General features: G+C 43.3%; 23 protein-coding genes and 1 pseudogene. 19 read left to right on the top strand and 5 right to left on the bottom strand.

Going from position 1 to position 22392, the window contains the following annotated elements:
• Positions 1 to 75: 75 nt before the first annotated feature.
• The 19 genes and pseudogenes from DXB83_RS01345 to DXB83_RS01235 all read left to right on the top strand — a co-directional run bounded on the left by DXB83_RS01345 (position 76) and on the right by DXB83_RS01235 (position 15493).
• Complete coding sequence (locus DXB83_RS01345; protein WP_003061368.1) at positions 76 to 474, top strand: conjugal transfer protein; 399 nt, start codon at positions 76 to 78, stop codon at positions 472 to 474.
• Positions 452 to 2902: an ATP-binding protein gene (locus tag DXB83_RS01340; protein ID WP_003060327.1), complete on the top strand. Its 2451-nt coding sequence runs from the start codon at positions 452 to 454 to the stop codon at positions 2900 to 2902. Before DXB83_RS01345 ends, DXB83_RS01340 begins: the two co-directional genes overlap by 23 nt.
• On the top strand, positions 2902 to 5112 hold the full coding sequence (locus tag DXB83_RS01335) for a CD3337/EF1877 family mobilome membrane protein (protein ID WP_003060083.1): 2211 nt from the start codon (positions 2902 to 2904) through the stop codon (positions 5110 to 5112). The genes DXB83_RS01340 and DXB83_RS01335 overlap by 1 nt, the downstream gene beginning before the upstream one ends.
• Complete coding sequence (locus tag DXB83_RS01330; protein ID WP_003059774.1) at positions 5109 to 6116, top strand: bifunctional lytic transglycosylase/C40 family peptidase; 1008 nt, start codon at positions 5109 to 5111, stop codon at positions 6114 to 6116. Before DXB83_RS01335 ends, DXB83_RS01330 begins: the two co-directional genes overlap by 4 nt.
• A 16-nt stretch (positions 6117 to 6132) precedes the next feature.
• Positions 6133 to 7044, top strand: coding sequence for a conjugal transfer protein (locus DXB83_RS01325; RefSeq protein WP_003062215.1), 912 nt, complete (start codon positions 6133 to 6135; stop codon positions 7042 to 7044).
• Positions 7045 to 7188: 144 nt separating this feature from the next.
• Positions 7189 to 7503, top strand: coding sequence for a DUF6442 family protein (locus DXB83_RS01320; RefSeq protein WP_003061887.1), 315 nt, complete (start codon positions 7189 to 7191; stop codon positions 7501 to 7503).
• A 1-nt stretch (position 7504) separates the two neighbouring features.
• A complete protein-coding gene (locus DXB83_RS01315; protein WP_007286202.1) occupies positions 7505 to 7714 on the top strand; it encodes a helix-turn-helix transcriptional regulator in 210 nt (69 codons plus the stop codon).
• A gap of 14 nt (positions 7715 to 7728) precedes the next feature.
• Positions 7729 to 8058 carry a DUF3784 domain-containing protein gene (locus DXB83_RS01310; protein WP_003061243.1) on the top strand — a complete coding sequence of 110 codons (330 nt, stop codon included), beginning with the start codon at positions 7729 to 7731 and terminating at the stop codon, positions 8056 to 8058.
• 15 nt (positions 8059 to 8073) lie between these two features.
• On the top strand, positions 8074 to 8304 hold the full coding sequence (locus DXB83_RS01305; protein WP_003060191.1) for a hypothetical protein: 231 nt from the start codon (positions 8074 to 8076) through the stop codon (positions 8302 to 8304).
• Between the two features lie 166 nt (positions 8305 to 8470).
• Positions 8471 to 9241, top strand: a complete 771-nt coding sequence (locus DXB83_RS01295; protein ID WP_003061398.1) for an ABC transporter ATP-binding protein — start codon at positions 8471 to 8473, stop codon at positions 9239 to 9241.
• Positions 9231 to 10073 (top strand): FtsX-like permease family protein, encoded by an 843-nt coding sequence (locus DXB83_RS01290; protein WP_003060411.1) that lies wholly within the window; start codon positions 9231 to 9233, stop codon positions 10071 to 10073. The genes DXB83_RS01295 and DXB83_RS01290 overlap by 11 nt, the downstream gene beginning before the upstream one ends.
• Before the next feature lie 20 nt (positions 10074 to 10093).
• Complete coding sequence (locus DXB83_RS01285; protein ID WP_001814874.1) at positions 10094 to 10177, top strand: 23S rRNA methyltransferase attenuation leader peptide; 84 nt, start codon at positions 10094 to 10096, stop codon at positions 10175 to 10177.
• Positions 10178 to 10301: 124 nt separating this feature from the next.
• On the top strand, positions 10302 to 11039 hold the full coding sequence (erm(B), locus tag DXB83_RS01280; protein ID WP_117995282.1) for a 23S rRNA (adenine(2058)-N(6))-methyltransferase Erm(B): 738 nt from the start codon (positions 10302 to 10304) through the stop codon (positions 11037 to 11039).
• A 145-nt stretch (positions 11040 to 11184) separates the two neighbouring features.
• Positions 11185 to 11469 carry a topoisomerase C-terminal repeat-containing protein gene (locus DXB83_RS01270; protein ID WP_002326770.1) on the top strand — a complete coding sequence of 95 codons (285 nt, stop codon included), beginning with the start codon at positions 11185 to 11187 and terminating at the stop codon, positions 11467 to 11469.
• Positions 11470 to 11763: 294 nt separating this feature from the next.
• Positions 11764 to 12183 (top strand): RNA polymerase sigma factor, encoded by a 420-nt coding sequence (locus DXB83_RS01265; RefSeq protein ID WP_003061815.1) that lies wholly within the window; start codon positions 11764 to 11766, stop codon positions 12181 to 12183.
• Positions 12184 to 12186: 3 nt separating this feature from the next.
• Positions 12187 to 12440, top strand: a pseudogene (locus DXB83_RS01260) (helix-turn-helix domain-containing protein).
• Positions 12441 to 12813: 373 nt separating this feature from the next.
• Complete coding sequence (locus tag DXB83_RS01250) at positions 12814 to 13017, top strand: excisionase (RefSeq protein ID WP_002322728.1); 204 nt, start codon at positions 12814 to 12816, stop codon at positions 13015 to 13017.
• Positions 13018 to 13094: 77 nt separating this feature from the next.
• On the top strand, positions 13095 to 14285 hold the full coding sequence (locus DXB83_RS01245; protein WP_003062094.1) for a site-specific integrase: 1191 nt from the start codon (positions 13095 to 13097) through the stop codon (positions 14283 to 14285).
• 320 nt (positions 14286 to 14605) lie between these two features.
• Entirely contained in the window at positions 14606 to 15493 is an 888-nt protein-coding gene (locus tag DXB83_RS01235) for a LysR family transcriptional regulator (RefSeq protein WP_117509122.1), read from the top strand.
• A gap of 99 nt (positions 15494 to 15592) precedes the next feature.
• Here the strand turns inward: DXB83_RS01235 and DXB83_RS01230 are convergent, their stop codons facing one another.
• The 5 genes from DXB83_RS01230 to DXB83_RS01210 all read right to left on the bottom strand — a co-directional run bounded on the left by DXB83_RS01230 (position 15593) and on the right by DXB83_RS01210 (position 22382).
• Entirely contained in the window at positions 15593 to 15874 is a 282-nt protein-coding gene (locus DXB83_RS01230) for a hypothetical protein (RefSeq protein ID WP_022462506.1), read from the bottom strand.
• Positions 15875 to 15909: 35 nt separating this feature from the next.
• Positions 15910 to 16602 (bottom strand): YoaK family protein, encoded by a 693-nt coding sequence (locus DXB83_RS01225; protein WP_242991102.1) that lies wholly within the window; start codon positions 16600 to 16602, stop codon positions 15910 to 15912.
• A 249-nt stretch (positions 16603 to 16851) separates the two neighbouring features.
• Positions 16852 to 18750, bottom strand: a complete 1899-nt coding sequence (locus DXB83_RS01220) for an ABC transporter ATP-binding protein (protein WP_117509123.1) — start codon at positions 18748 to 18750, stop codon at positions 16852 to 16854.
• Between the two features lie 2 nt (positions 18751 to 18752).
• Positions 18753 to 20525, bottom strand: coding sequence for an ABC transporter ATP-binding protein (locus DXB83_RS01215; RefSeq protein ID WP_158554957.1), 1773 nt, complete (start codon positions 20523 to 20525; stop codon positions 18753 to 18755).
• 330 nt (positions 20526 to 20855) lie between these two features.
• Positions 20856 to 22382 (bottom strand): Na+/H+ antiporter NhaC family protein, encoded by a 1527-nt coding sequence (locus tag DXB83_RS01210; RefSeq protein ID WP_117509125.1) that lies wholly within the window; start codon positions 22380 to 22382, stop codon positions 20856 to 20858.
• Positions 22383 to 22392: the final 10 nt, after the last annotated feature.

The raw sequence follows: 22392 nt of genomic DNA, 5'->3' as shown, positions 1-22392 counted from the left end.
CTGACAGCGTATTTCTCTTTAAGGGACAGTCTGAAAATGGCTGTCCTTTTCTATTTTGAAAGGAGCTGAAAGAACTTGAAAAAGATTAAAAGCTACACGGGTATCTGGAACGTGGAAAAAGTCTTGTATGCAATCAATGACTTTAACTTACCCTTTCCCGTTACTTTTACACAGATTACATGGTTTGTGATTACGGAATTTATCATCATTCTGTTTGGGGATATTCCCCCACTTTCCATGATTGAGGGAGCATTTCTCAAATACTTTGGTATTCCCGTTGCTCTCACTTGGTTCATGTCGCAGAAAACCTTTGACGGAAAGAAGCCGTACAGCTTTTTGAAATCACAGATAACCTATGCCCTGCGACCAAAAATCACTTATGCAGGAAAAGCCGTAAAACTGCATAAGCAGATATTGAATGAAACAATCACGGCAGTAAGGAGTGTGAACTATGTTCCCGATAAAATATATTGACAATAACCTTGTCTGGAACAAGGACAATGAGGTGTTCGCCTACTATGAGCTGATACCATACAACTATTCTTTTCTATCCGCAGAGCAGAAATTTATCGTGCATGACAGTTTCCGACAGCTTATCGCACAGTCCCGTGAGGGTAAAATTCATGCGTTGCAGATTGCCACAGAAAGCTCAATCCGCAGTATGCAGGAACAGTCAAAGAAGCTGGTAACTGGAAAATTAAAGGAAGTTGCCTGCCAGAAGATAGACGAACAGACCGAAGCGTTAGTATCTATGATTGGGGACAATCAAGTGGACTACCGCTTTTTTCTTGGCTTTAAGCTCATGGTTACGGAAGAACAGCTCAATCTGAAGAACATCAAAAAATCGGTGTGGCTGACGTTCACAGAATTTCTCCATGAAGTGAACCACACGCTGATGAATGATTTTGTTTCCATGCCGAATGATGAAATCAACCGTTACATAAAAATGGAAAAGTTACTGGAAAATAAAATCTCCCGTCGCTTTAAGGTGCGTCGCTTGGAAATCCATGATTTTGGGTATCTCATGGAACATCTTTACGGCAGGGACGGTATCGCTTATGAAGATTATGAGTACCAGCTACCAAAGAAAAAATTGAACAAAGAGACGCTGATAAAATACTACGACCTTATCCGTCCGACAAGGTGTGTGATTGAGGAAAGCCAGCGGTATTTACGATTGGAACATGAGGACAAGGAAAGCTATGTGTCCTATTTTACCGTCAATGCGATTGTAGGAGAGCTTGATTTTCCGTCGTCTGAAATCTTCTATTTCCAGCAACAGCAATTCACATTCCCCGTTGATACGAGCATGAATGTAGAAATCGTGGAAAATCGGAAAGCATTAACGACCGTCCGCAACAAGAAAAAGGAACTGAAAGACCTTGATAATCACGCCTATCAAGCAGGAAGTGAAACCAGCTCAAATGTGGTGGACGCTTTAGACAGCGTGGACGAGCTGGAAACTGATTTAGACCAGACAAAAGAAAGTATGTATAAGTTAAGCTACGTCATACGGGTGTCTGCACCCGATCTTGACGAGCTGAAACGCCGTTGTGATGAAGTCAAGGACTTTTACGACGACCTCAATGTAAAGCTGGTGCGTCCTGCTGGGGATATGCTGGGGCTTCATTCTGAATTTTTACCAGCCAGCAAGCGATATATCAATGACTATGTGCAGTATGTAAAATCAGATTTTTTAGCTGGGCTTGGCTTTGGTGCGACACAGCAGTTAGGAGAAACTACGGGTATCTATATGGGCTATTCTGTTGATACGGGAAGAAATGTGTACCTGCAACCGTCCCTTGCCAGTCAAGGTGTAAAAGGTACAGTTACCAACGCTTTAGCGTCTGCTTTTGTCGGTTCGCTTGGCGGTGGGAAATCGTTCTGTAACAATCTTCTGGTATATTATGCGGTGCTGTTTGGCGGTCAAGCACTTCTGTTAGACCCTAAAAGTGAGCGTGGTAACTGGAAAGAAACGCTCCCAGAGATTGCACATGAAATCAATATCGTAAATCTTACCAGCGATAAGGACAATGCAGGGCTTCTTGACCCGTTTGTGATTATGAAGAATGTAAAAGACGCTGAAAGTCTGGCAATCGACATCTTAACATTCCTTACGGGTATTTCTTCAAGGGACGGCGAAAAATTCCCCGTACTTCGTAAGGCAGTACGCTCCGTTACCCAGAGCGACAGTCGGGGCTTGCTCCATGTGATAGACGAGCTACGCCGTGAAGATACGCCCATATCAAGAAATATCGCAGACCATATCGACAGCTTCACGGACTACGACTTTGCACACCTGCTGTTTTCAGACGGTACGGTAGAAAATGCTATCAGTCTGGATAATCAGCTCAATATCATTCAAGTAGCCGACCTTGTACTGCCAGATAAAGATACCACTTTTGAAGAATACACGACCATTGAATTGTTGTCTGTGTCTATGCTGATTGTGATTAGTACCTTTGCCCTTGATTTTATCCATTCGGACAGAAGCATTTTTAAGATTGTCGATTTAGACGAAGCGTGGGCGTTCTTAAATGTGGCACAAGGAGAAACCTTATCAAATAAGCTGGTTCGTGCTGGGCGAGCTATGCAGGCAGGCGTTTATTTCGTTACCCAGTCTGCCTATGACGTGTCAAAGGAAAGTCTGAAAAACAATATCGGCTTAAAGTTTGCATTTAGAAGCACGGATATAAACGAGATAAAGCAGACCTTAGAGTTTTTCGGTATCGACAAGGACGATGAGAACAACCAGAAACGCTTGCGTGATTTGGAGAACGGACAATGCTTATTGCAGGACTTATACGGGCGTGTCGGTGTGGTGCAGATACACCCAGTCTTTGAAGAACTGCTACACGCCTTTGATACCAGACCGCCCGTACAGAGAAATGAGGTGGAGTGATGAAAGAAAGGATAAAAGGTGTGTTCACAAAAAAGAAGATTTTCCACTTTCTCAAAATGGCTCTGTTCGTGGTGGCACTCTCCCTTATCCTGCTTTCACTTTTGGGGACGGTGGCTCATGCGACGGGGCTTGTAGACGATACCATAAACGCAGAAAATCTTTATTCAAAATATCCCCTTTCCAACTACCAGCTTGATTTTTTCGTCGATAATAGCTGGTCGTGGCTTCCGTGGAACTGGCTCGACGGTATCGGAAAATCGGTACAATACGGGCTGTACTGCATTACCAACTTTGTCTGGACTATCAGTTTGTATTTGAGTAATGCAACGGGCTATGTGGTGCAGGAAGCCTATAAGCTGGACTTCATCAATGATATGGCAGACAGTATCGGAAAGAGCATACAGACCCTTGCAGGCGTTACCGAGAACGGCTTTTCTTCTACGGGCTTCTATGTTGGTTTCCTGCTTCTCATTATCTTAGTGGTGGGAATGTACGTTGCTTATACGGGACTGATAAAACGGGAAACCAGCAAAGCACTTCACGCTGTTATCAACTTTGTGGTGGTGTTCGTGCTGTCCGCTTCATTTATTGCTTATGCTCCCGACTATATCAAGAAGATAAATGAATTTTCATCAGACATCAGTACCGCTTCTTTGGATTTGGGAACAAAAATCATGCTCCCTAACTCCGACAGCGAGGGTAAGGACAGCGTGGACTTGATACGGGACAGCCTATTTTCTATTCAAGTGGAACAGCCGTGGCTCTTGCTTCAATTCGGGAACAGCAACGCAGAAGAAATCGGGACAGACCGTGTAGAAGCTCTCGTATCGGCAAGTCCAGAGGACGAGGACGGGAAAACCAGAGAGGAAGTCGTGAAAACAGAAATCGAGGACAACGACAATAACAATCTGACAATACCGCAGGTCGTGAACCGTTTGGGTATGGTGTTCTTCCTCTTGTTCTTTAACTTGGGTATCACGATATTTGTATTCTTGCTTACGGGCATGATGTTGTTCAGCCAGATACTTTTTATTATCTTTGCAATGTTTTTACCTATCAGTTTTTTACTTTCCATGATACCGAGCTATGAAAGCATGGCAAAGCAGGCAATCGTGAGAGTATTTAATACCATAATGACACGGGCAGGAATAACGCTCATTGTAACGGTGGCATTTAGTATTTCCAGTATGTTTTACAACATTTCCACAGACTACCCATTCTTTATGGTGGCGTTCTTGCAGATAGTATGTTTCGCTGGTATCTACATGAAGCTGGGCGACTTAATGAGTATGTTCTCACTTAATGCTGGCGACAGTCAAAGCATGGGACGACGCATATTCCGCAGACCGTATCTGTTTATGCGACATCGGGCTAGGCGTATGGAACACCGTATTGCAAGGGCGGTAAGTGCTGGCGGTATTTCGGGCGGTGTAGCTGGTGCGGTGGCTGGAAGTGCCGTTGCTGGCAAGAGAGCCGAAAGAAAAAATACGGCTTCTAAAGAAAATCGGGGCAATACCACTTCCAGCATGGGACAGCGTGCAGGTTCAAAAGTCGGTGCTGTTTTAGATACGAAAAATAAAGTGAAAGACAAGGCAAACGCTGTCAAAGAGAATATCAAGGATATGCCGACACAGACCGCTTATGCGGTGTATTCCGCAAAGGAAAAGGCAAAGTCCAGCGTGTCCGACTTCAAGCGTGGCATGGTGCAGGAACAGCAGTCCAGACAGACGGGACGCTTGGAAAAGCAGGAACAGCGTAAGAAAAATATCGCTGACAAACGTATGGAGCTTCAAAAGGCACAAGAAGCAAGGCAGGTACAGCGAAAGGCTGACGGATCAGCGACAACGGGAGCTACCCGTCCCCATGAGCGACCAGTCACAGCTTCAACCATTCCAAAGCCGAGTGTTGAAAAAATGCAGGAAGTCAAACGCCCAGCCACAGCTCCAACTCCGAAAGCAAGTGAGCCAGTCAAGACAAATGTTATCAAAGAGCGTCCGTTATCTTCTGGTGCTTCTGATAAGAAAGCACCCCAGCCTACACAGACAGTACATAGGCAGAATGTAGAAAAAGTGGTATCGCAGGAAACACGCCAGAATGACACCAAAGACCGCAGGATAAAGGTTCAGCAGACCCAGAGCGTCCAGAAGAACCAGCAGACCATAGAGAAAACCCGTAACCTTGTAACGAAGAAAGGACAGAAGAAAAAATGAAACTGAAACATATCGCTATCATTGGCAGTCTGTTTCCTATCCTCTTTTCTCTGGTGCTTTTCTTTGGCGTCCTCATTAGTGCGGACAGCGACGACGAGAACAGCAATTTTTCTTCTGGCATTACGGGTATGAACCTATCCGCAGAAGTCTTGAAACATCAGCCTATGGTAGAAAAATACGCCAGAGAAAACGGTATCTCCGAGTATGTCAATGTGTTACTTGCTATCATTCAAGTAGAAAGTGGCGGTACGGCAGAAGATGTTATGCAGAGTTCGGAAAGTCTTGGTTTACCGCCTAATTCCTTAGATACGGAAAGCTCAATCAAGCAGGGGTGTAAGTATTTTGCGTCCCTGCTTTCTTCCTGCAAAAATCAAGGTATCGACGACTTGAATGTAGCGATACAGTCTTATAACTATGGCGGTGGCTATGTGGGATATGTGGCAGGAAAAGGAAAAAAACACACTTTTAATCTTGCAGAGAGCTTCGCCCGTGAGAAATCGGGTGGAAAGAAAGTAACCTACACCAACCCGATAGCCGTTGCTAAGAATGGGGGCTGGCGGTATGGCTATGGAAATATGTTCTATGTGGAAGTAGTCAATCAGTATTTAGCAGTTCCGCAGGTATCGGGAGAACTGGCACAAAAGGTAATGAATGAAGCGTTGAAATATCAAGGCTGGAAGTATGTGTATGGTGGCAGTAACCCGAATACTTCCTTTGATTGTTCGGGATTGACGCAATGGTGCTATGGAAAAGCTGGTATCTCCTTACCGAGAACAGCACAAGCACAGTATGACGCAACCCAACATCTGCCACTCTCGCAGGCAAAAGCAGGCGATTTGGTGTTTTTCCATTCCACCTATAACGCTGGTTCGTATGTAACACACGTCGGTATTCTTGTTTCGCCGACACAGATGTACCACGCAGGCGACCCGATAGGATATGCAGACCTAAGTAGTAGTTACTGGCAACAGCACTTAATCGGTGCAGGACGAGTAAAACAATAGAAAGGACTTGAAAAATATGTTTAAGAAGAATAAGAAACAGACAGAAACTATCAAAGAACCAAAAGAAAAAAAGGTGCGTACTGTCAAGGTAGGCACACATAAGAAAACCGTGATTGCGTTGTGGGTGGTGCTTGTCGCAAGCGTGAGCTTTGGGGTGTATAAGAATTTTACGGCTATCGACCAGCACACCACCCATGAAAAAGAAATCATTGAACTTTGCTTGCAGGACACCAACGGGATAGAAAATTTCGTGAAAAACTTTGCGAAGTCCTATTACACATGGGATAACAGCAAAGAAGCTATCGAAGCAAGGACGCAGGCAATCAGCGGTTATCTGACAAAGGAATTGCAGGACTTAAATGTAGACACCATTAGAACCGATATACCGACCAGCTCCACGGTTACAGATGTGATTGTATGGCATATCGAGCAATCGGGAGCGGACACTTTTTCTGCTACCTACGAAGTAGATCAGCAGATAAAAGAGGGAGAACAGACAAGCAATGTGAAAGCAACCTATACTGTAAAAGTCTATGTGGACGCAGACGGGGATATGGTAATCGTTCAAAACCCTACCCTTGCACCAGCAGTTGAAAAATCAGACTATGAGCCTAAGACACCAGAAGCAGACGCAAGCGTGGACGCTGATACGGTAAATGACGCTACCGCTTTTCTGGAAACATTCTTTAAGCTGTACCCAACAGCGACGGAAAAAGAGCTTGCTTACTATGTATTGGGAAATGTGATTGAACCTATCGGCAGGGACTACCTTTATTCTGAACTGGTAAACCCTATCTTTATAAAGGACGGCGACAATGTGAAAGTCAAGGTTGCGGTAAAATTCATTGATAATCAGACAAAAGCGACGCAGGTATCGCAGTATGAGCTTGTGCTACATAAGGATAGTAACTGGAAGATTGTAGGATAAATGATATAGCGTGCATTTCCTATCAGATTTGCACGCTTTTACAAAACGACAAGAAAACTGTGCAAAAATATTGACTTGTAATGACCGAATGCTATAATATAAATGACAAGTGTACTTGGTATTATTTGAAGGGAGCGTTATATAATGGATAAAGAAAAAATACTATCACAAAACAAAAAAGAGAATCTATATCTTGATGAATACGAAAAACATATTAAACTTCAAGGGAAATCTTTTGGCTTAATGTTTGTTTTATTTATCTGCATTTTAATTCTTTTCATTAAAGCAGTTTGTAAAGAACCTTACTATGACATAATGACAATTATTGGGTCTGTGGCATTTGGCTCTATGGGTTATGAAGCACATATTTCAAAAAATAAATCCAAATTTGTTATTGCTTTATTCTTTTTTCTATTTATGGGGTATTACTTTTATAAATTTTTAATGGTAGGTTTATAGAATGGACGAACATTTAATTTTGCGAAACAGATTAAAAACTGTACGAAAAGAAAAAAAATTATCACAAACAGAATTAGCTGAACTAGTCGGGGTTTCTCGGAATACAGTTAGTTCTATTGAAACTGGACAATTTAATCCAACAGCAAAATTGGCATTAGTGCTTTGTATAGCTTTAGATAAAAAATTTGAAGAATTATTTTATTTTGATTAAAGGAGAGAACGATTATGGAATTAGAGGAATTGATTGTTGAAATAGTTATAGGATTGTTTTTACTTTTTACATCTTATCAAATAGGTATAAAAGAGAATATTACTTTATTACATGGTTATCATTATACACAACTTGACCCTAAAGATAAAAAGGTGTTTACAAAAAAAATAGGAATAGGCACTTTACTGGTTAGTATTGGTATTCTTGTTATGCCGATTATCAATTTAATCTCTCATTCTGAATTAGGCTATTACATAGGTCTTATTTTGATTGTTGTAGGAGTGTTTTATATCATATTCATCATTGTAAAATACAATGGAAAACTTATTAGCTTTAAAAAGTAGAATTGAGGTATGAATATGATAGGACTGAACAAAAGAGATATAAAAAAGGCATTGAAAGCTGGTGCAAAAGCTGGCGGTGTATCATTGGCTGATGTTCGGGCGGATATTGAAGCTACGATTGATGAAGCTATGAATAGCACCGACCCAGAGGTGCAGGCAAATTTCAAAAAGTATTTTGGGAATAAACGCCCTACACCAGAAGAATATATTTATATCATTACGAAAAAGACAAAGGCAAAATTATAATAAAAGGGTCGTGGAAATGCTTCACAAAATTGTGATCTGCATTATCACGGCTCTTTTACTCTCTGTTTACTTTCAAAACTGTAAGTGTAATTGAATACTGCCCTTGCTATAATTTAATTGTATTCCAAAACAAATAAATGTGGCAGGAAGAAAGGAGCGATTTTTAATGGAACACATTTTAAATTTAGAGCAAGTAAAAAAATACTACGGGGGTAACTCTGGAAATATCACAAAGGCAGTAGACGGTATTTCTATGTATGTAGATAAGGGCGAATTTGTCGCAATCATGGGAGCTAGTGGTTCTGGAAAGACTACCCTATTAAACTGTATCTCTACGATTGATACTGTAACCAGCGGACACATTACAGTCAATAATCAAGATATTACCAAAATCAAGGATAAAGATTTTGCTGATTTCAGACGTGAAAATTTAGGGTTCATTTTTCAAGATTTCAACCTTTTAGATACTTTAACGATTGGAGAAAACATTTCTTTATCATTGGTTATCAACAAACAGAACCCTACTGATATTGAGAAAAGAGTTCATGCTATCGCCGATAAATTGGGTATTCGTGATATTTTATCGAAATTTCCTTATGAAGTTTCTGGCGGACAAAAACAGCGTTGTGCTTGTGCTAGAGCCTTAATCAATGAACCGAAACTGATTTTAGCTGATGAACCGACGGGAGCTTTGGACTCAAAAGCTTCCAGATTATTACTGGAAACAATGTCTGAAATCAACAAGAAAATGCAGGCTACTATTTTAATGGTAACACATGACCCGTTTAGTGCGTCTTTCTGTGAACGTATTTTGTTCTTGAAAGACGGTAAAATATTCAATGAAATTTTCAGAGGGGAAAAAAGCAGAAAAGATTTCTTCAATGAAATACTGGATATATTAACCTTGCTCGGAGGTGAAGTGGGAAATGTTAGGTAAGTTAGCGTATAGAAATACAAAAAGAAATATTAAAGATTATTTGATTTATCTGATAACCGTTACTGCATCCTTTTCTCTTATATTTGCTTTTAATTTGGTGGCAAATTCTGATGAAATTGTAAAGTTATGTTCCAGTATGGATGCATTTAAGAATTCATTGTTCGCTGTAAATATTCTTATTATTTTTGTGATATGCTTTTTGATCAACTATACAACGAAATTTATGTTTGAAAAAAGAAGTAAAGAATTAGGAACATATATGCTTCTTGGCATTAAGAAAAAAGAAATTGCCCACTTAGTTGTAATTGAAAATATACTGTTGGGAATTTTAGCATTTGTATTAGCTATTCCTATTGGCTTTTTATTCAGCCAGTTTGTGTCGTTAGTAATTGTAAACTTACTGGGTATTCCAAAAACTCTCTTTATTTCTTTGAATTTCGTTTCTATTGGACTATTGATAATTTATTTTTTAACTATTTATGTTTTGGTTTTGCTTAATCTATTAAGAAGAATAAGTAAAATGACGATACGTGATTTTCTTTATTTTGACAAACAAAATGAAAAGAAAATGTTCCGTGACAGTAAAAAAAGAAATGTCATTTTTGTTTTAAGTATTATTCTTGGTGCGATTTCTCTTTTTCTCTGGAATTCACGTTGTACTATGGATAATTTTAATAAGCAAGAAACACTTACTTATTTGATGGTAAGCGTAATCATGTTGATTATCAGCATTTATGGTATATCTACAACTTGTGCAGATATGTTCTTGACTGTTATCTTAAAATTTTGTATAATAGGAATTGAAGTTAAATTAGATGCTAAAAATTTGTAATTAAGAAGGAGGGATTCGTCATGTTGGTATTCCAAATGCGTAATGTAGATAAAACATCTACTGTTTTGAAACAGACTAAAAACAGTGATTACGCAGATAAATAAATACGTTAGATTAATTCCTACCAGTGACTAATCTTATGACTTTTTAAACAGATAACTAAAATTACAAACAAATCGTTTAACTTCTGTATTTATTTACAGATGTAATCACTTCAGGAGTGATTACATGAACAAAAATATAAAATATTCTCAAAACTTTTTAACGAGTGAAAAAGTACTCAACCAAATAATAAAACAATTGAATTTAAAAGAAACCGATACCGTTTACGAAATTGGAACAGGTAAAGGGCATTTAACGACGAAACTGGCTAAAATAAGTAAACAGGTAACGTCTATTGAATTAGACAGTCATCTATTCAACTTATCGTCAGAAAAATTAAAACTGAATACTCGTGTCACTTTAATTCACCAAGATATTCTACAGTTTCAATTCCCTAACAAACAGAGGTATAAAATTGTTGGGAATATTCCTTACCATTTAAGCACACAAATTATTAAAAAAGTGGTTTTTGAAAGCCGTGCGTCTGACATCTATCTGATTGTTGAAGAAGGATTCTACAAGCGTACCTTGGATATTCACCGAACACTAGGGTTGCTCTTGCACACTCAAGTCTCGATTCAGCAATTGCTTAAGCTGCCAGCGGAATGCTTTCATCCTAAACCAAAAGTAAACAGTGTCTTAATAAAACTTACCCGCCATACCACAGATGTTCCAGATAAATATTGGAAGCTATATACGTACTTTGTTTCAAAATGGGTCAATCGAGAATATCGTCAACTGTTTACTAAAAATCAGTTTCATCAAGCAATGAAACACGCCAAAGTAAACAATTTAAGTACCATTACTTATGAGCAAGTATTGTCTATTTTTAATAGTTATCTATTAATTAACGGGAGGAAATAATTCTATGAGTCGCTTTTTTAAATTTGGAAAGTTACACGTTACTAAAGGGAATGGAGATAAATTATTAGATATACTACTGACAGCTTCCAAGAAGCTAAAGAGGTCCCTAGCGCCTACGGGGAATTTGTATCGATAAGGGGTACAAATTCCCACTAAGCGCTCGGGACCCCTTGTAGGAAAATGTCCTAAGTGTGGCAACAATATTGTATTAAAAAAATCGTTTTATGGTTGTTCAAATTATCCTGAATGTAAGTTTACTTTAGCTGAACATTTTAGAAAGAAAAAACTAACCAAAACGAATGTAAAAGAATTACTGGAGGGAAAAGAAACCCTGGTAAAAGGAATCAAAAACAAAGAGAAAAAGCCCTACAATGCCGTTGTAAAAATTGGGGAAAAGGGATATATTGATTTTATCTCTTTTTCAAAATAAACATAAAAGCCCTTTAAAGAGGGCTTTTATATATTAATCACAAATCACTTATCACAAATCACAAGTGATTAATCACAAATCACTTGTGATTTGTGATTCTTAATGATACAATATTACTATGTTTTAGCTTTAAAGGCTCGTACAGACTATATGTTTTGTGCGGGCTTTTTTCATACCCGAAAAAATTTAAAAAATTTTTCAAAAGAGGTCATTAAATCACACCTAGCTGTCCTTATATGGTGCGGAAAGAGGGATAAACACTTTTCAAATCATAAAGGAAAGGAGGTGAGATTGATGAAACCGTCTGACTTCCAGAAAACAGTTCAATGTCGTTTTGAAAGTTGTTTAAAGAAAGTTGTCCGTAGTGTCGTGAAAGATTATTACAAGGAATTAAACCGTCGTAAGAATAAAGAAATATCTTTCAGCGAATTGCCAGATGTCCTTGTTGATAAAATGGCTGTTTGGGACGACTACGAAACAGATTATACAATCTTTTCAGTATGTGGCATTGATATTCGTGTCCTTGATGATGAATTGGCAGAAGCCTTGAAGAAACTTCCAGAAAGAAAACGCAATACTCTGTTGATGTATTACTTCTTGGAAATGACAGAAAGTGAAATTGCCAACTTGCAGAAAATCACGCAAAGCGGTGTATTTAGAAACCGACATCACGCTTTGGAAACTATGAAAAAAATACTCAAGGAGGAACATTAGAAAATGAAACAGTTATTTAAGAAACCGTCTTATTACTTGATTTCATCAGCTATGGACGGAAACGAAAAGCGATTGAAAAATTACTGGCATTTTATGACCCTTACATATCAAAGTGCTGTTTGCGTTCACTTTATGATGAATACGGCAATGTTTATATCGTTGTAGATATGGAATTAAAAGGACGTATCAGAGAAGCACTTATCAAAATGATTTTAGGTTTTGATATTGAAGATATGGACTTAGAACCAGAAGAATAAGCAGTTTTTAGCGGAGCATGATTTAATATCCCCCTCTTTCCTGCTCTGCCACCTGCTTTTATATGAAAGCAACACGCTTTCACCACAGCTCTTTGACAACTGAATAAAGCAGACAGATACGTTTGTGAGATGGCGAGCCACGGGGACTGTACGCCACGACCTTTTCAAAAGAAAGCGAGCGACCCACGCAGTGATCCGAGAGCGACTGTTGGAAAAGTTGTTTTGCCACGACCTATCCTCACAGAATAATGATACGTCCGCATGGTGCGGTTCTGCCCACAAGAATGGGAATAGTTGAGATACTAATGGAGCTTTCCAAAGCCGTCTGCCTGCTTGTAAAAAACGACACACAGTAAAGGGGGGTGCATAGATTATGAACAATACTGATGTGCCTATTTGGGAAAAATATACGCTGACGGTTGAAGAAGCGTCCAAATACTTCCGCATTGGCGAAAAGAAATTGCGTAAATTAGCCGAAGAAAATCTTGACGCTGGCTGGGTTATCGTGAACGGCAACCGTATTCAGATTAAGCGAAAACAATTTGAAAAAATCATAGATACATTGGACGAAATCTAATGTCATTGAGCCGTAGATATGGTATAATAAATATAGCGTATCACGGCTCGTTCCATGACGGAAAGGAGCTTTACACTATGTCTAATGTAAAACGAAAAGACAGTAAAAATCGCAATTTGCGTAATGGAGAGAGCCAGCGAAAAGACGGAAGATACGTTTATAAATATACCGATATATACGGAAAGCCACAATTTATCTATTCTTGGAAACTTGTACCGACAGACAAGACACCTGCTGGAAAGCGTGATGATATATCGTTGAGGGAAAAAGAAACACAGATTAAAAAAGACCTTAACGACGGTATCGATACAGCAGGCGGTAAAATGACAGTCTGCCAGCTCTACGACAAGAAGAACAGCCAAAGAAAGAACATCAAGAGGGCTACTGAAAAAGGACGACAGTATCTTATGAACGCTCTGAAAAATGACCCATTGGGTATGAGGGCGATTGATACTGTTAAGCAGTCGGACGCTAAAGAATGGGCTATCAGAATGAGCGAAAAAGGATACGCCTATAAAACGATTGATAACTACAAGCGTTCCTTGAAAGCGTCATTTTACATGGCGATACAAGACGACTGTATCAGAAAGAACCCGTTTGAATTTAAGCTAAGTGATGTTCTGGAAGATGATACGGAGCAGAAAGTTATCCTTACACCAGAGCAGGAAGAACGCCTGCTTGCCTTTATGGAAAAGGATAAGATTTACAGCAAGTATTATGATGAGGTTGTGCTTCTGCTGGAAACGGGACTTCGTATTTCTGAATTTTGCGGACTAACGACGCATATTGATATGCAGAACAGAATACTCAATATAGACCACCAGTTATTGAAAGACAGCGAAATCGGCTACTATATTGAAACGCCAAAGACCAAAAACGGAAAACGAGAACTTCCATTGACAGAACGGGCTTATCAAGCAATCCAAAGAATACTAAAGAACAGAGGAAAGGCACAACCGTTGATTGTAGGTGGTTATAGCAATTTCCTATTCTTGAACCGTGAGGGCTTACCTAAAGTTGCAGGAAACTATGAGGGCATGGTGCGAGGACTAATTAAGAAGTATAACAAGTATCACACGGACAAGTTACCGAACATCACACCACATTCATTCCGACATACTTACTGTACGAATATGGCAAACAGAGGAATGAACCCAAACACCCTGCAATATCTTATGGGACACGCTAACATAACCATGACACTTGGCTATTATGCACACGGTACATTTCAATCTGCAAAAGCAGAACTGGAAAGACTGGCTTGTTAATATCGGAGCTTATATTTACTACTCATTTACTACTTTTGGTTGCATTTTCATGCTGGTAAATGCCAGCTTATGCAAGGTATCTTCCAAAAAGAAAATACCGATAAAGCCCTAAAATACGGGATATATCGGCATTTACCAACTTATGAAAAGATAATCAGAAATTTAGTAAGTTTTTTTTCAAAAAATTTCCACTTCTCTTCTGCCATCCCCCGCACAATCCGGCCGGACCATCCTCAGAAATCCCTTGACAACCCGGCGCATGTATTTTATATTGAAGCAATCATGGATGATTTTTTCTTCTTCATCCTTCGGAGGTTTTTATGATTACATATGATTATTATCGCATTTTTTACTTCGTAGCACAATATCACAGCTTTACAAAAGCCGCGGAAATTCTGAAAAACAACCAGCCCAACATCACACGGTGCATGAACAATCTGGAAAGTGAGCTTGGCTGCAAACTTTTTATCCGTTCCCACCAGGGTGTCACACTGACAGCGGAGGGCGAAAAGGTGTATGAGCGTGTGGCCGTTGCCTACGAACAGCTCCGCACGGTTGAGGAGGAGCTGGCTCTTGAGCGGTCTCTTGAGAGCGGCCTTATCACAATCGGTGCGAGCGAGACGGCACTTCGTCTGATGCTGCTCTCCCGCCTGGAGCACTTCCACACCCGCTATCCGCACGTCCGCCTGCGCATCTCCAACCACTCGACGCCGCAGGCCATCCAGGCGCTCGAAAACGGTCTGGTCGACTTCGCAGTCGTCACAAGCCCGGTGGAAATCCGCAAACCGCTGCACAAGATCCCGATTTTCCCATTCCAGGAAATTCTGATCGGCGGATCGAAATATGCATCCCTTTCCGCAGAGCCGCATCATCTCGGCGAATTGTCAGAATATCCTTTTATCTCGCTTGCCAAAGACACCGGCACGCGGGAGCTGTACGCCGAGTACTTTCTGAATCACAACCTCGCCTTCCACCCCGATATGGAGGCGGCGACAACGGATCAGATTCTTCCTATGGTCGAGTATAACCTCGGCATCGGATTTTATCCGGAGGAGCTGGCACGCGATGCCTTAAAGAGCCGTACCGTCTGTCGGATTCCGCTCATCGAGGAGGCCCCCAAACGTGAAATCTGTCTTATCATCAACCCGCGGCAGCACCAGAACGCGGCGGCAAAAGAGCTGATCGAGGAGCTTCTGGAACGCGTATAAGATTTTATGAACTTTTGTTTGAAACAGAAAAAGACCCTGTCTACCGGCGGACGGAACATCGCTGCTCCATCCTTCCCGTATACAGGGTCTCTTTTTTATTTATGCCTGCTGTCCGGCAATCTGCTCTTTTTTATGCGGCATGGCAAATACCATCGCCGTGTAGGAAAGCATTGCGCCTGTGATGTAGAAGAACATCAGAAATCCGCTCCGGTTCAGCACAGCGATGCGGACAATTCCAATCCAGAAACCGACGTTGGACGCCAGGGAGAACACACGCGCAAACATCATGTTTTTCTCCTCACCCTTTGCCAGGCGGACGATCAGCAGCAGCATGGCCGCTGAAAAGAATAGTGTCATACAGCACTCCAGAAATACTTCCATTTTTTCAGCCTTCTTTCTTCACTCTCTCTTATTTCTCAGCGGTACTTTTCCAGTGACATCAGAAGGAAGCTCACCAGAAGAAGTCCGCAGGAAATCCAGATTACATGGATTCCATACAGCATGGAGAACACGCCTCCGATTCCGGCGCCGATGGCGAAAGCCAGAATCACGCCGAAATAGTATCCGGCCTGACGGAGCTGTTCTTTTTTCTTATCCCGCATATACATAGACAGCGCTGCGGTTCCGCTTCGCAGGTTTCCGATGCACATGGTGCTTGCATACGAATAACCGCCGACCTTGCGGAAGGTCTGTACCTGAATCGCGCACGCAAACGATACAAGCATCGCCGCGAGCATATTATAAGAAGACGGAATAAATCCGACGATCGCAAGGATCACAATTTCCGCCGCGAGAAGTACCTGCCGCCAGTGCAGCCTCTTTGCATACCGGTAATGCTCCTGGAAATTTTCTGCCAGAAATACACCCATCGCAAAAAAGAGGATCGGGAAGAGATACCGAAGACCTGCCGTAAAGTTTCCTTCCAGAAAGTTCTGGCTCATCAGCACAACGTTTCCCGTCTGGGCATTTGAGAATACTTCATCTCTGCAATTGTACGTGTAGGCATCCTGAAAACCGCCGGACAGCGCCAGAAACATACTGTTGATAAATGCTTCCGACATCTGATTTTCCGAGAGCAGGCGTCCTACAAGGCTTGCTTTCTTTTCCATAAATTTTCCCTTTCTTTCAACAGACGGCCCGGCTTTTTGGTGCCTGCCGTTTTGCTTCCCTTATTATAACCGCCCGCTTTTTGAGATGGAAAAACGGATATCGTATTATGCTCATATATTTTTCATATGACTATATTGATTTAAAATCATTTTAATATGATACACCGTAAAAAAAGGAGAAATTTTGTCACTTTGCACAAACAAAATTTCTCCCTTTTTGTAAATTGTCTTTATTGTTCTAAAATTTTCTTACTTTCTTCCTCTCTGTTTCTCACTCTGCTCGCGGTGGTACTGCAGCGTGTAGAGCTGGTAATATCTTCCCTGCGCTGTTAAAAGCTCCTGATGCGTTCCATGCTCCACGATTTTTCCGTGGGACAGTACGATAATCTCATCCGCATGCTGGATCGTCGAAAGACGGTGCGCTACGATCAGCATCGTTCCGATGTTCTTCATCTTTTCCATGGAATCCTGGATCAGAAGCTCGGTTTCGGTGTCGATGTTCGCCGTCGCCTCGTCAAGGATCATGACCGAAGGCTTATGGATGATGGTACGCGCAAACGAGAGAAGCTGGCGCTGTCCGGCGGAGAAGTTGTTTCCTCTCTCCCGCACCGGCTCGTCGAGGCCGTAATCCAGCTTGTTGATAAACTGGTCAGCATTCACGTAATGGCAGACGTCCATGATCTCTTCATCGGAAATCCCCTCCTCGCGGAGAATAATGTTGCTACGGATCGTTCCCGAGAACAGGAAGACATCCTGCAGCATCTGGCCGAATTTTTTCCGCAGGGAATCGATCTTGATCTTTCGGATGTCGATGCCGTCGATCAGAATCTCACCCTTCTGGAACTCGTAGTTCCGGCAGATCAGGGAAAGAATCGTCGATTTTCCGGAACCGGTGGAACCCACAAATGCGATTGTCTCTTTCGGGTTGACGTGGAATGAAACGCCTTTTAACACCCACTCGCCCGGGATATAGGAAAACCATACGTCGCGGAACTCAATTTCGCCCCTGATGTCGGTAAGCTCGATCGCATCCGGCGCATCCTGCATTTTTGGCTCGAGATCCAGAATCGAGAATACTTTCTCGGCGGATGCAAATGCGGACTGCAGCCAGTTGAACTGCTCCGCCAGGTTCTGGATCGGGTTGAAGAATTTTGAAATATACATGTAAAAGCTGACGATCATACCGCTGGTAAGCGTCTGGCCGAGGAACGACGTTCCCTCCAGATAGCCCTTGCCGCCTAAATACAAAAGGCAGAGCACGGAGCTGATATACAGCATGTAGACGAGCGGACGGAAAATACCAAACACGAAAATCTGCTCCTGCTGTGCGCGGCCGAGTGCGTTGCTCTTGTCGGTAAACTCGCGCATCTTGGCATCCTCGCGATTGAAGATCTGTGTGATTTTCATACCGGAAAGGTTCTCCGACAGATACGTGTTGATGTCCGTAGTACAGTCTTTTACTTTCCGGTGTGCTCTTCGCGAGAATTTGCGGAAAATAATCGAGAACAGCATGATAAACGGCACGAAGCAGAGCACCATCAGCGTCAGCTCATAGTTCAGAAACAGCATCGCAATCAGAATACCGATGATCACGAAGAAGTTCTTCAGAAGATTGACCAGAAGGTTGGTGAACATCAGCGAAATCGCGTTCGTATCGTTTGTCGTTCTCGTGACAAGCTTTCCGACCGGAATCTCATTTAACTGCTCGTGGGAAAGGCGCTCGATGTGGACGAACAGATCCTCCCTCATATTGGAAATAATTTTCTGACCCGTCTTCTGCAGAATCACGGCCTGGAAATACGTGCACGCCATCGAGACAAGAAGGATTGCCGCATAGCCCGCTACCCACAGAAACAGGGCATTCAGCGCGAATTTTCCAACGACGAGCTCCTCAATTTTGCCGACGATCAGCGGCGAAATGATATCGTACGCGATCGAAAACAGCATCAGAAAACCAACAACGATAAACTGGCGGTAAAACGGCTTTGCGTAATCCATCAGACGCTGCATGATTTCACTGTCTTTCATGTTCCGCTCAAAGCCGGTTTCTTTTTCTCCATCTTTCACTACAAACGCGGCCACAATCAGCAGGGTGGAAATCACGCCGATGATCGCGCCGACCCAGAGAATCGGATAATAATTGTGCATTTCTACTCCTCCCCCGCTTCCTCTTCAAGTTTCTGCAGATCGACCATCTTGCGGTACGCCGTGCAGGTCCGGTACAGATCCTCGTGTTTTCCGACTGCATGGACTTCTCCGTCCTCGACGAACACGATCTTGTCCATCTGCTCCACCGTTGAAATCCGGTGTGCGATCAGAATTGTCGTCAGTCCCTCACGTTTTTTGAGATTGTCGAGAATCGTGCGCTCTGTTTTGGTATCGACCGCAGAGACGGAATCGTCGAGAATCAGAATCGGTGCGTGTTTCATCAGCGCACGCGCAATCGAGATTCGCTGCTTCTGTCCGCCGGAAACCGTCACACCGCGCTCGCCAAGAACGGTGCGGTAGCCCTCTTTGAACTCTGCGATATTGTCATGGACATCGGACATCATCGCCGCATCCTCAATGGCCTCCTGGTTTTCGTCATCAAAGGCGAAGGAAATATTGCCGGAAATCGTGTCGGAGAACAGGAAGTTGTCCTGCGGCACGTAGGCACAGCCCTCACGCACGGAGTGAATGGAAACGGTGTTGACATCGTGGTCATCAATAAACAGCATTCCGTCCGGCACGTTGTAGGTGCGGAGCAGCAGATCGACGATGGTCGTTTTTCCGGAACCGGTCTTTCCGACGATGCCGACACTCTCGCCCGGCTCAATGGTAAACGATACGTTTTTCAGCACATCGTACTCCCCGTCCGGATAGCGGAAGGTCAGATTGCGGAACTCGATTTTTCCATGGATGAACGGCAGATCCTGCACACCGCCGCGGTCCTTCACATCGACTTTTGCGTCAAGCAGTTCCGTAATACGATTTAAGGACGCTTTTCCACGGGATGTCTTCTCAATCAGCATGGAGACCGCCATGATCGGCCATACAACGGCCGAGAAATAGCCGATATACTCGACAAGCTGGCCGGCGTCGAAGCTTCCGCAGTAAACGAGATAGCCGCCGTAGCCTAAGATTACGCAGATGACGGACTCGACGAACAGCGTTACCATAATGTTCAGCAGTGTGGAAATTTTGGTATATTCTACGTTGATGTCCTCGTTCTCGCGGTTCAGTCTGCGGAACATCATCAGCTCTTTCGTCTCTTTGACGAATGCTTTGATGACAGCAAGACCGGAATAGTTTTCCTGCGCGAAATCGGACAGCTCGGAAAAGGCCGCCTGGCGCTCTTCCCACTTTTTCATCAGGTATTTGCCGAGCGTTGTGCCGGCGGCCATCAGAAATGCCATCGGGATCATGGAAAGGCCGGTCAGGAAGTGGTTCATGCGCCACATTTTGATCACGGCAAGCAGGCCTAAAAACAGCGCATCGCAGAACATCAGAATACCGTCGCCGAAGCACTCCTGCACGGTATCGAGATCGTTCGTGTAAAGACTCATCAGGTTTCCGACTTTGTTGACCTGATAATACTCCTGGGACAGCTCCTTGCTGTGCGCGAACATGCAGGTACGAAGATCGGTCACCACGCGGATCGCGGAGCCGAAAAAGCAGACTCGCCACAGGAAACGGCCGACTACCATGACGATAATGGTAATAATCATGGGCCGGCAGACCTGATCCAGCAGAAATTCCATATCAAACACCGCCGCCTGGCCGTTGACCAGAACAGGGTCGCCGTTCATGCCGTTGATGACCATGCGGTACAGCTCCGGTATGAAAAGCTGGAAATAATCTACGAGAATCAGCGCTGCAAGACCGAGAATCAGAATGGGCGCATTCTTCAGGTAGTATTTGTTAATGTACTTTCCAAATATCATATATTTTCTCCCTCTTTTTGTTTTTGCCATTGTCTGCTATGATCTTTCTGACCATAACAGTCCTTCCCTTTTCCAAAGCGTTTTCGCCCCGGAATGCCTCCTTTCTTCTCCTGCATTTCACAGCTCCGATGCAATTTTAACAGAGATAAACAGAAGGAACTGGACTTTGAAAAATCCAATTCCTTCTGTTCCAATTCACATTCCTGCTCCAAAAGCGTTCCGCTTCTTCTTTGCAGGACACCGTTGTCCTGTGAATGTTTGTTCTATTTTTTAGTATACGGTTCTTTTTCTCTCCCGTCAAGCATTTCACGCGTTTTTCTGTTTTCTTTTTTATTTTTTGCCGTTTTCCGCTTTTTTTGCGCAAAATCTGCGCATTCCGGTTAAAACAGCCAAAAGAAGAAAAAGGCTGACGCCAAGTGTGATCCACCACGTTCTGGTCACGGCTGCAATCAGATATCCCACCAGGCAGACACACGCCGTAACGGCCGCATACTGCATCTGCGTCGATACGTGGTTCAGATGGTTGCTCTGCGCACCCGCACTTGACATAACCGTCGTATCCGAGATCGGCGAAATATGGTCACCGCAGACCGCCCCTGCCAGGACGGCGGATACCGAGATAATCATCATCTCCAGATTTGTTCCGGCGGCGAACATGCCCGTTGCAATCGGCACAAGAATCGCGAACGTTCCCCAGGAGGTTCCCGTCGAAAAGGAAAGGAACACCGCCACGGCGAACAGCACCACCGGGATAAAAATACTTGCGGATGCATGGTCTCCCACGACGCTTCCGACAAACTGGGCCAGGCCCATCGCATCACCGACGCCTTTTAAGGTCCACGCAAAGACGAGAATCGTAACCGCCGGAACCATCAGCTTGAAGCCCTCGGACAGGCTGTCCATAAAGCTCTTGAAGGTGATGACCTTCCGCGGCAGATACAGCGCCATCATAAACAGGATCGTCACGACGGAGGCAAAAATCAGACTCGTCTCTGCATCACATCCTGCGAACGCGGAAATCACATTGTCCGCGCCGCCGAGGAAGCCAGTGTAAACCATCGCTCCAATCGCTGATACAATCAGCACGGCAACTGGGAGCACGAGGTCGATGACTTTTCCGTTCGGATTGACCTCCTGCTCGGAAACCTGCTCAAACTCCTCGCCTCCGGTCGTGAAAAGATCACCTTTGGCGGCATTATCCTCGTGGAGCTTCATCTGACCAAAATCAAAGCCGGTGTAGCAGATGTAAAAGACCATCGCAATTGTAAGGATCGCATACAGGTTATACGGAATTGTCCGCAGAAACAGCTGGAATCCACTGATTCCCGCATCCGCCGGCACATACGAGTTGACGGCTGCCGCCCAGCTTGAGATCGGCGCGATAATACAGATCGGCGCTGCGGTGGAGTCGATGATGTATGCGAGTTTCGCGCGGGAAACCTTGTGGCTGTCCGTGACCGGGCGCATGACAGAGCCGACTGTCAGACAGTTGAAATAGTCATCCACAAAAATCAGAACACCAAGCCCCATCGTTGCCAGAAGCGCACTCCGCTTCGTTTTGATCTTCGTCCCCGCCCATTTTCCATACGCCGCCGAGCCGCCGGATTTCGCCATCAGCACGACAACCATGCCAAGCAGGATATCGAAGATCAGAATGTTGATGTTCATGCTGTTCCGTAAAATTTCAAAGAAGCTTGTGAACGCATCCCACGGATGGAAGCCGGTGTACAAAAGGACACCGACTGCCGATCCGATGAACAGGGAACTGTAAACTTCTTTTGTGACAAATGCAAGCAGAATTGCAAGCAGCGGCGGGACGAGTGCCCACCAGGTTCCGATAAACATTGAACCATTCATGTCGTCTGTT

It is taken from the genome of Blautia sp. OM06-15AC (genome assembly GCF_003481425.1).
GTDB lineage: Bacteria > Bacillota > Clostridia > Lachnospirales > Lachnospiraceae > Fusicatenibacter > Fusicatenibacter saccharivorans.
This window is presented reverse-complemented; position numbering and strand designations above follow the sequence as displayed.

Coding starts and splice junctions, on each gene's coding strand:
- DXB83_RS01340 (WP_003060327.1), top strand. CDS start 452: ATGTTCCCGATAAAATATATTGACAATAACCTTGTCTGGAACAAGGAC.
- DXB83_RS01335 (WP_003060083.1), top strand. CDS start 2,902: ATGAAAGAAAGGATAAAAGGTGTGTTCACAAAAAAGAAGATTTTCCAC.
- DXB83_RS01330 (WP_003059774.1), top strand. CDS start 5,109: ATGAAACTGAAACATATCGCTATCATTGGCAGTCTGTTTCCTATCCTC.
- DXB83_RS01325 (WP_003062215.1), top strand. CDS start 6,133: ATGTTTAAGAAGAATAAGAAACAGACAGAAACTATCAAAGAACCAAAA.
- DXB83_RS01320 (WP_003061887.1), top strand. CDS start 7,189: ATGGATAAAGAAAAAATACTATCACAAAACAAAAAAGAGAATCTATAT.
- DXB83_RS01315 (WP_007286202.1), top strand. CDS start 7,505: ATGGACGAACATTTAATTTTGCGAAACAGATTAAAAACTGTACGAAAA.
- DXB83_RS01310 (WP_003061243.1), top strand. CDS start 7,729: ATGGAATTAGAGGAATTGATTGTTGAAATAGTTATAGGATTGTTTTTA.
- DXB83_RS01305 (WP_003060191.1), top strand. CDS start 8,074: ATGATAGGACTGAACAAAAGAGATATAAAAAAGGCATTGAAAGCTGGT.
- DXB83_RS01295 (WP_003061398.1), top strand. CDS start 8,471: ATGGAACACATTTTAAATTTAGAGCAAGTAAAAAAATACTACGGGGGT.
- DXB83_RS01290 (WP_003060411.1), top strand. CDS start 9,231: ATGTTAGGTAAGTTAGCGTATAGAAATACAAAAAGAAATATTAAAGAT.
- DXB83_RS01285 (WP_001814874.1), top strand. CDS start 10,094: ATGTTGGTATTCCAAATGCGTAATGTAGATAAAACATCTACTGTTTTG.
- DXB83_RS01265 (WP_003061815.1), top strand. CDS start 11,764: ATGAAACCGTCTGACTTCCAGAAAACAGTTCAATGTCGTTTTGAAAGT.
- DXB83_RS01250 (WP_002322728.1), top strand. CDS start 12,814: ATGAACAATACTGATGTGCCTATTTGGGAAAAATATACGCTGACGGTT.
- DXB83_RS01245 (WP_003062094.1), top strand. CDS start 13,095: ATGTCTAATGTAAAACGAAAAGACAGTAAAAATCGCAATTTGCGTAAT.
- DXB83_RS01235 (WP_117509122.1), top strand. CDS start 14,606: ATGATTACATATGATTATTATCGCATTTTTTACTTCGTAGCACAATAT.
- DXB83_RS01230 (WP_022462506.1), bottom strand. CDS start 15,874: ATGGAAGTATTTCTGGAGTGCTGTATGACACTATTCTTTTCAGCGGCC.
- DXB83_RS01225 (WP_242991102.1), bottom strand. CDS start 16,602: ATGGAAAAGAAAGCAAGCCTTGTAGGACGCCTGCTCTCGGAAAATCAG.
- DXB83_RS01220 (WP_117509123.1), bottom strand. CDS start 18,750: ATGCACAATTATTATCCGATTCTCTGGGTCGGCGCGATCATCGGCGTG.
- DXB83_RS01215 (WP_158554957.1), bottom strand. CDS start 20,525: ATGATATTTGGAAAGTACATTAACAAATACTACCTGAAGAATGCGCCC.
- DXB83_RS01210 (WP_117509125.1), bottom strand. CDS start 22,382: ATGAATGGTTCAATGTTTATCGGAACCTGGTGGGCACTCGTCCCGCCG.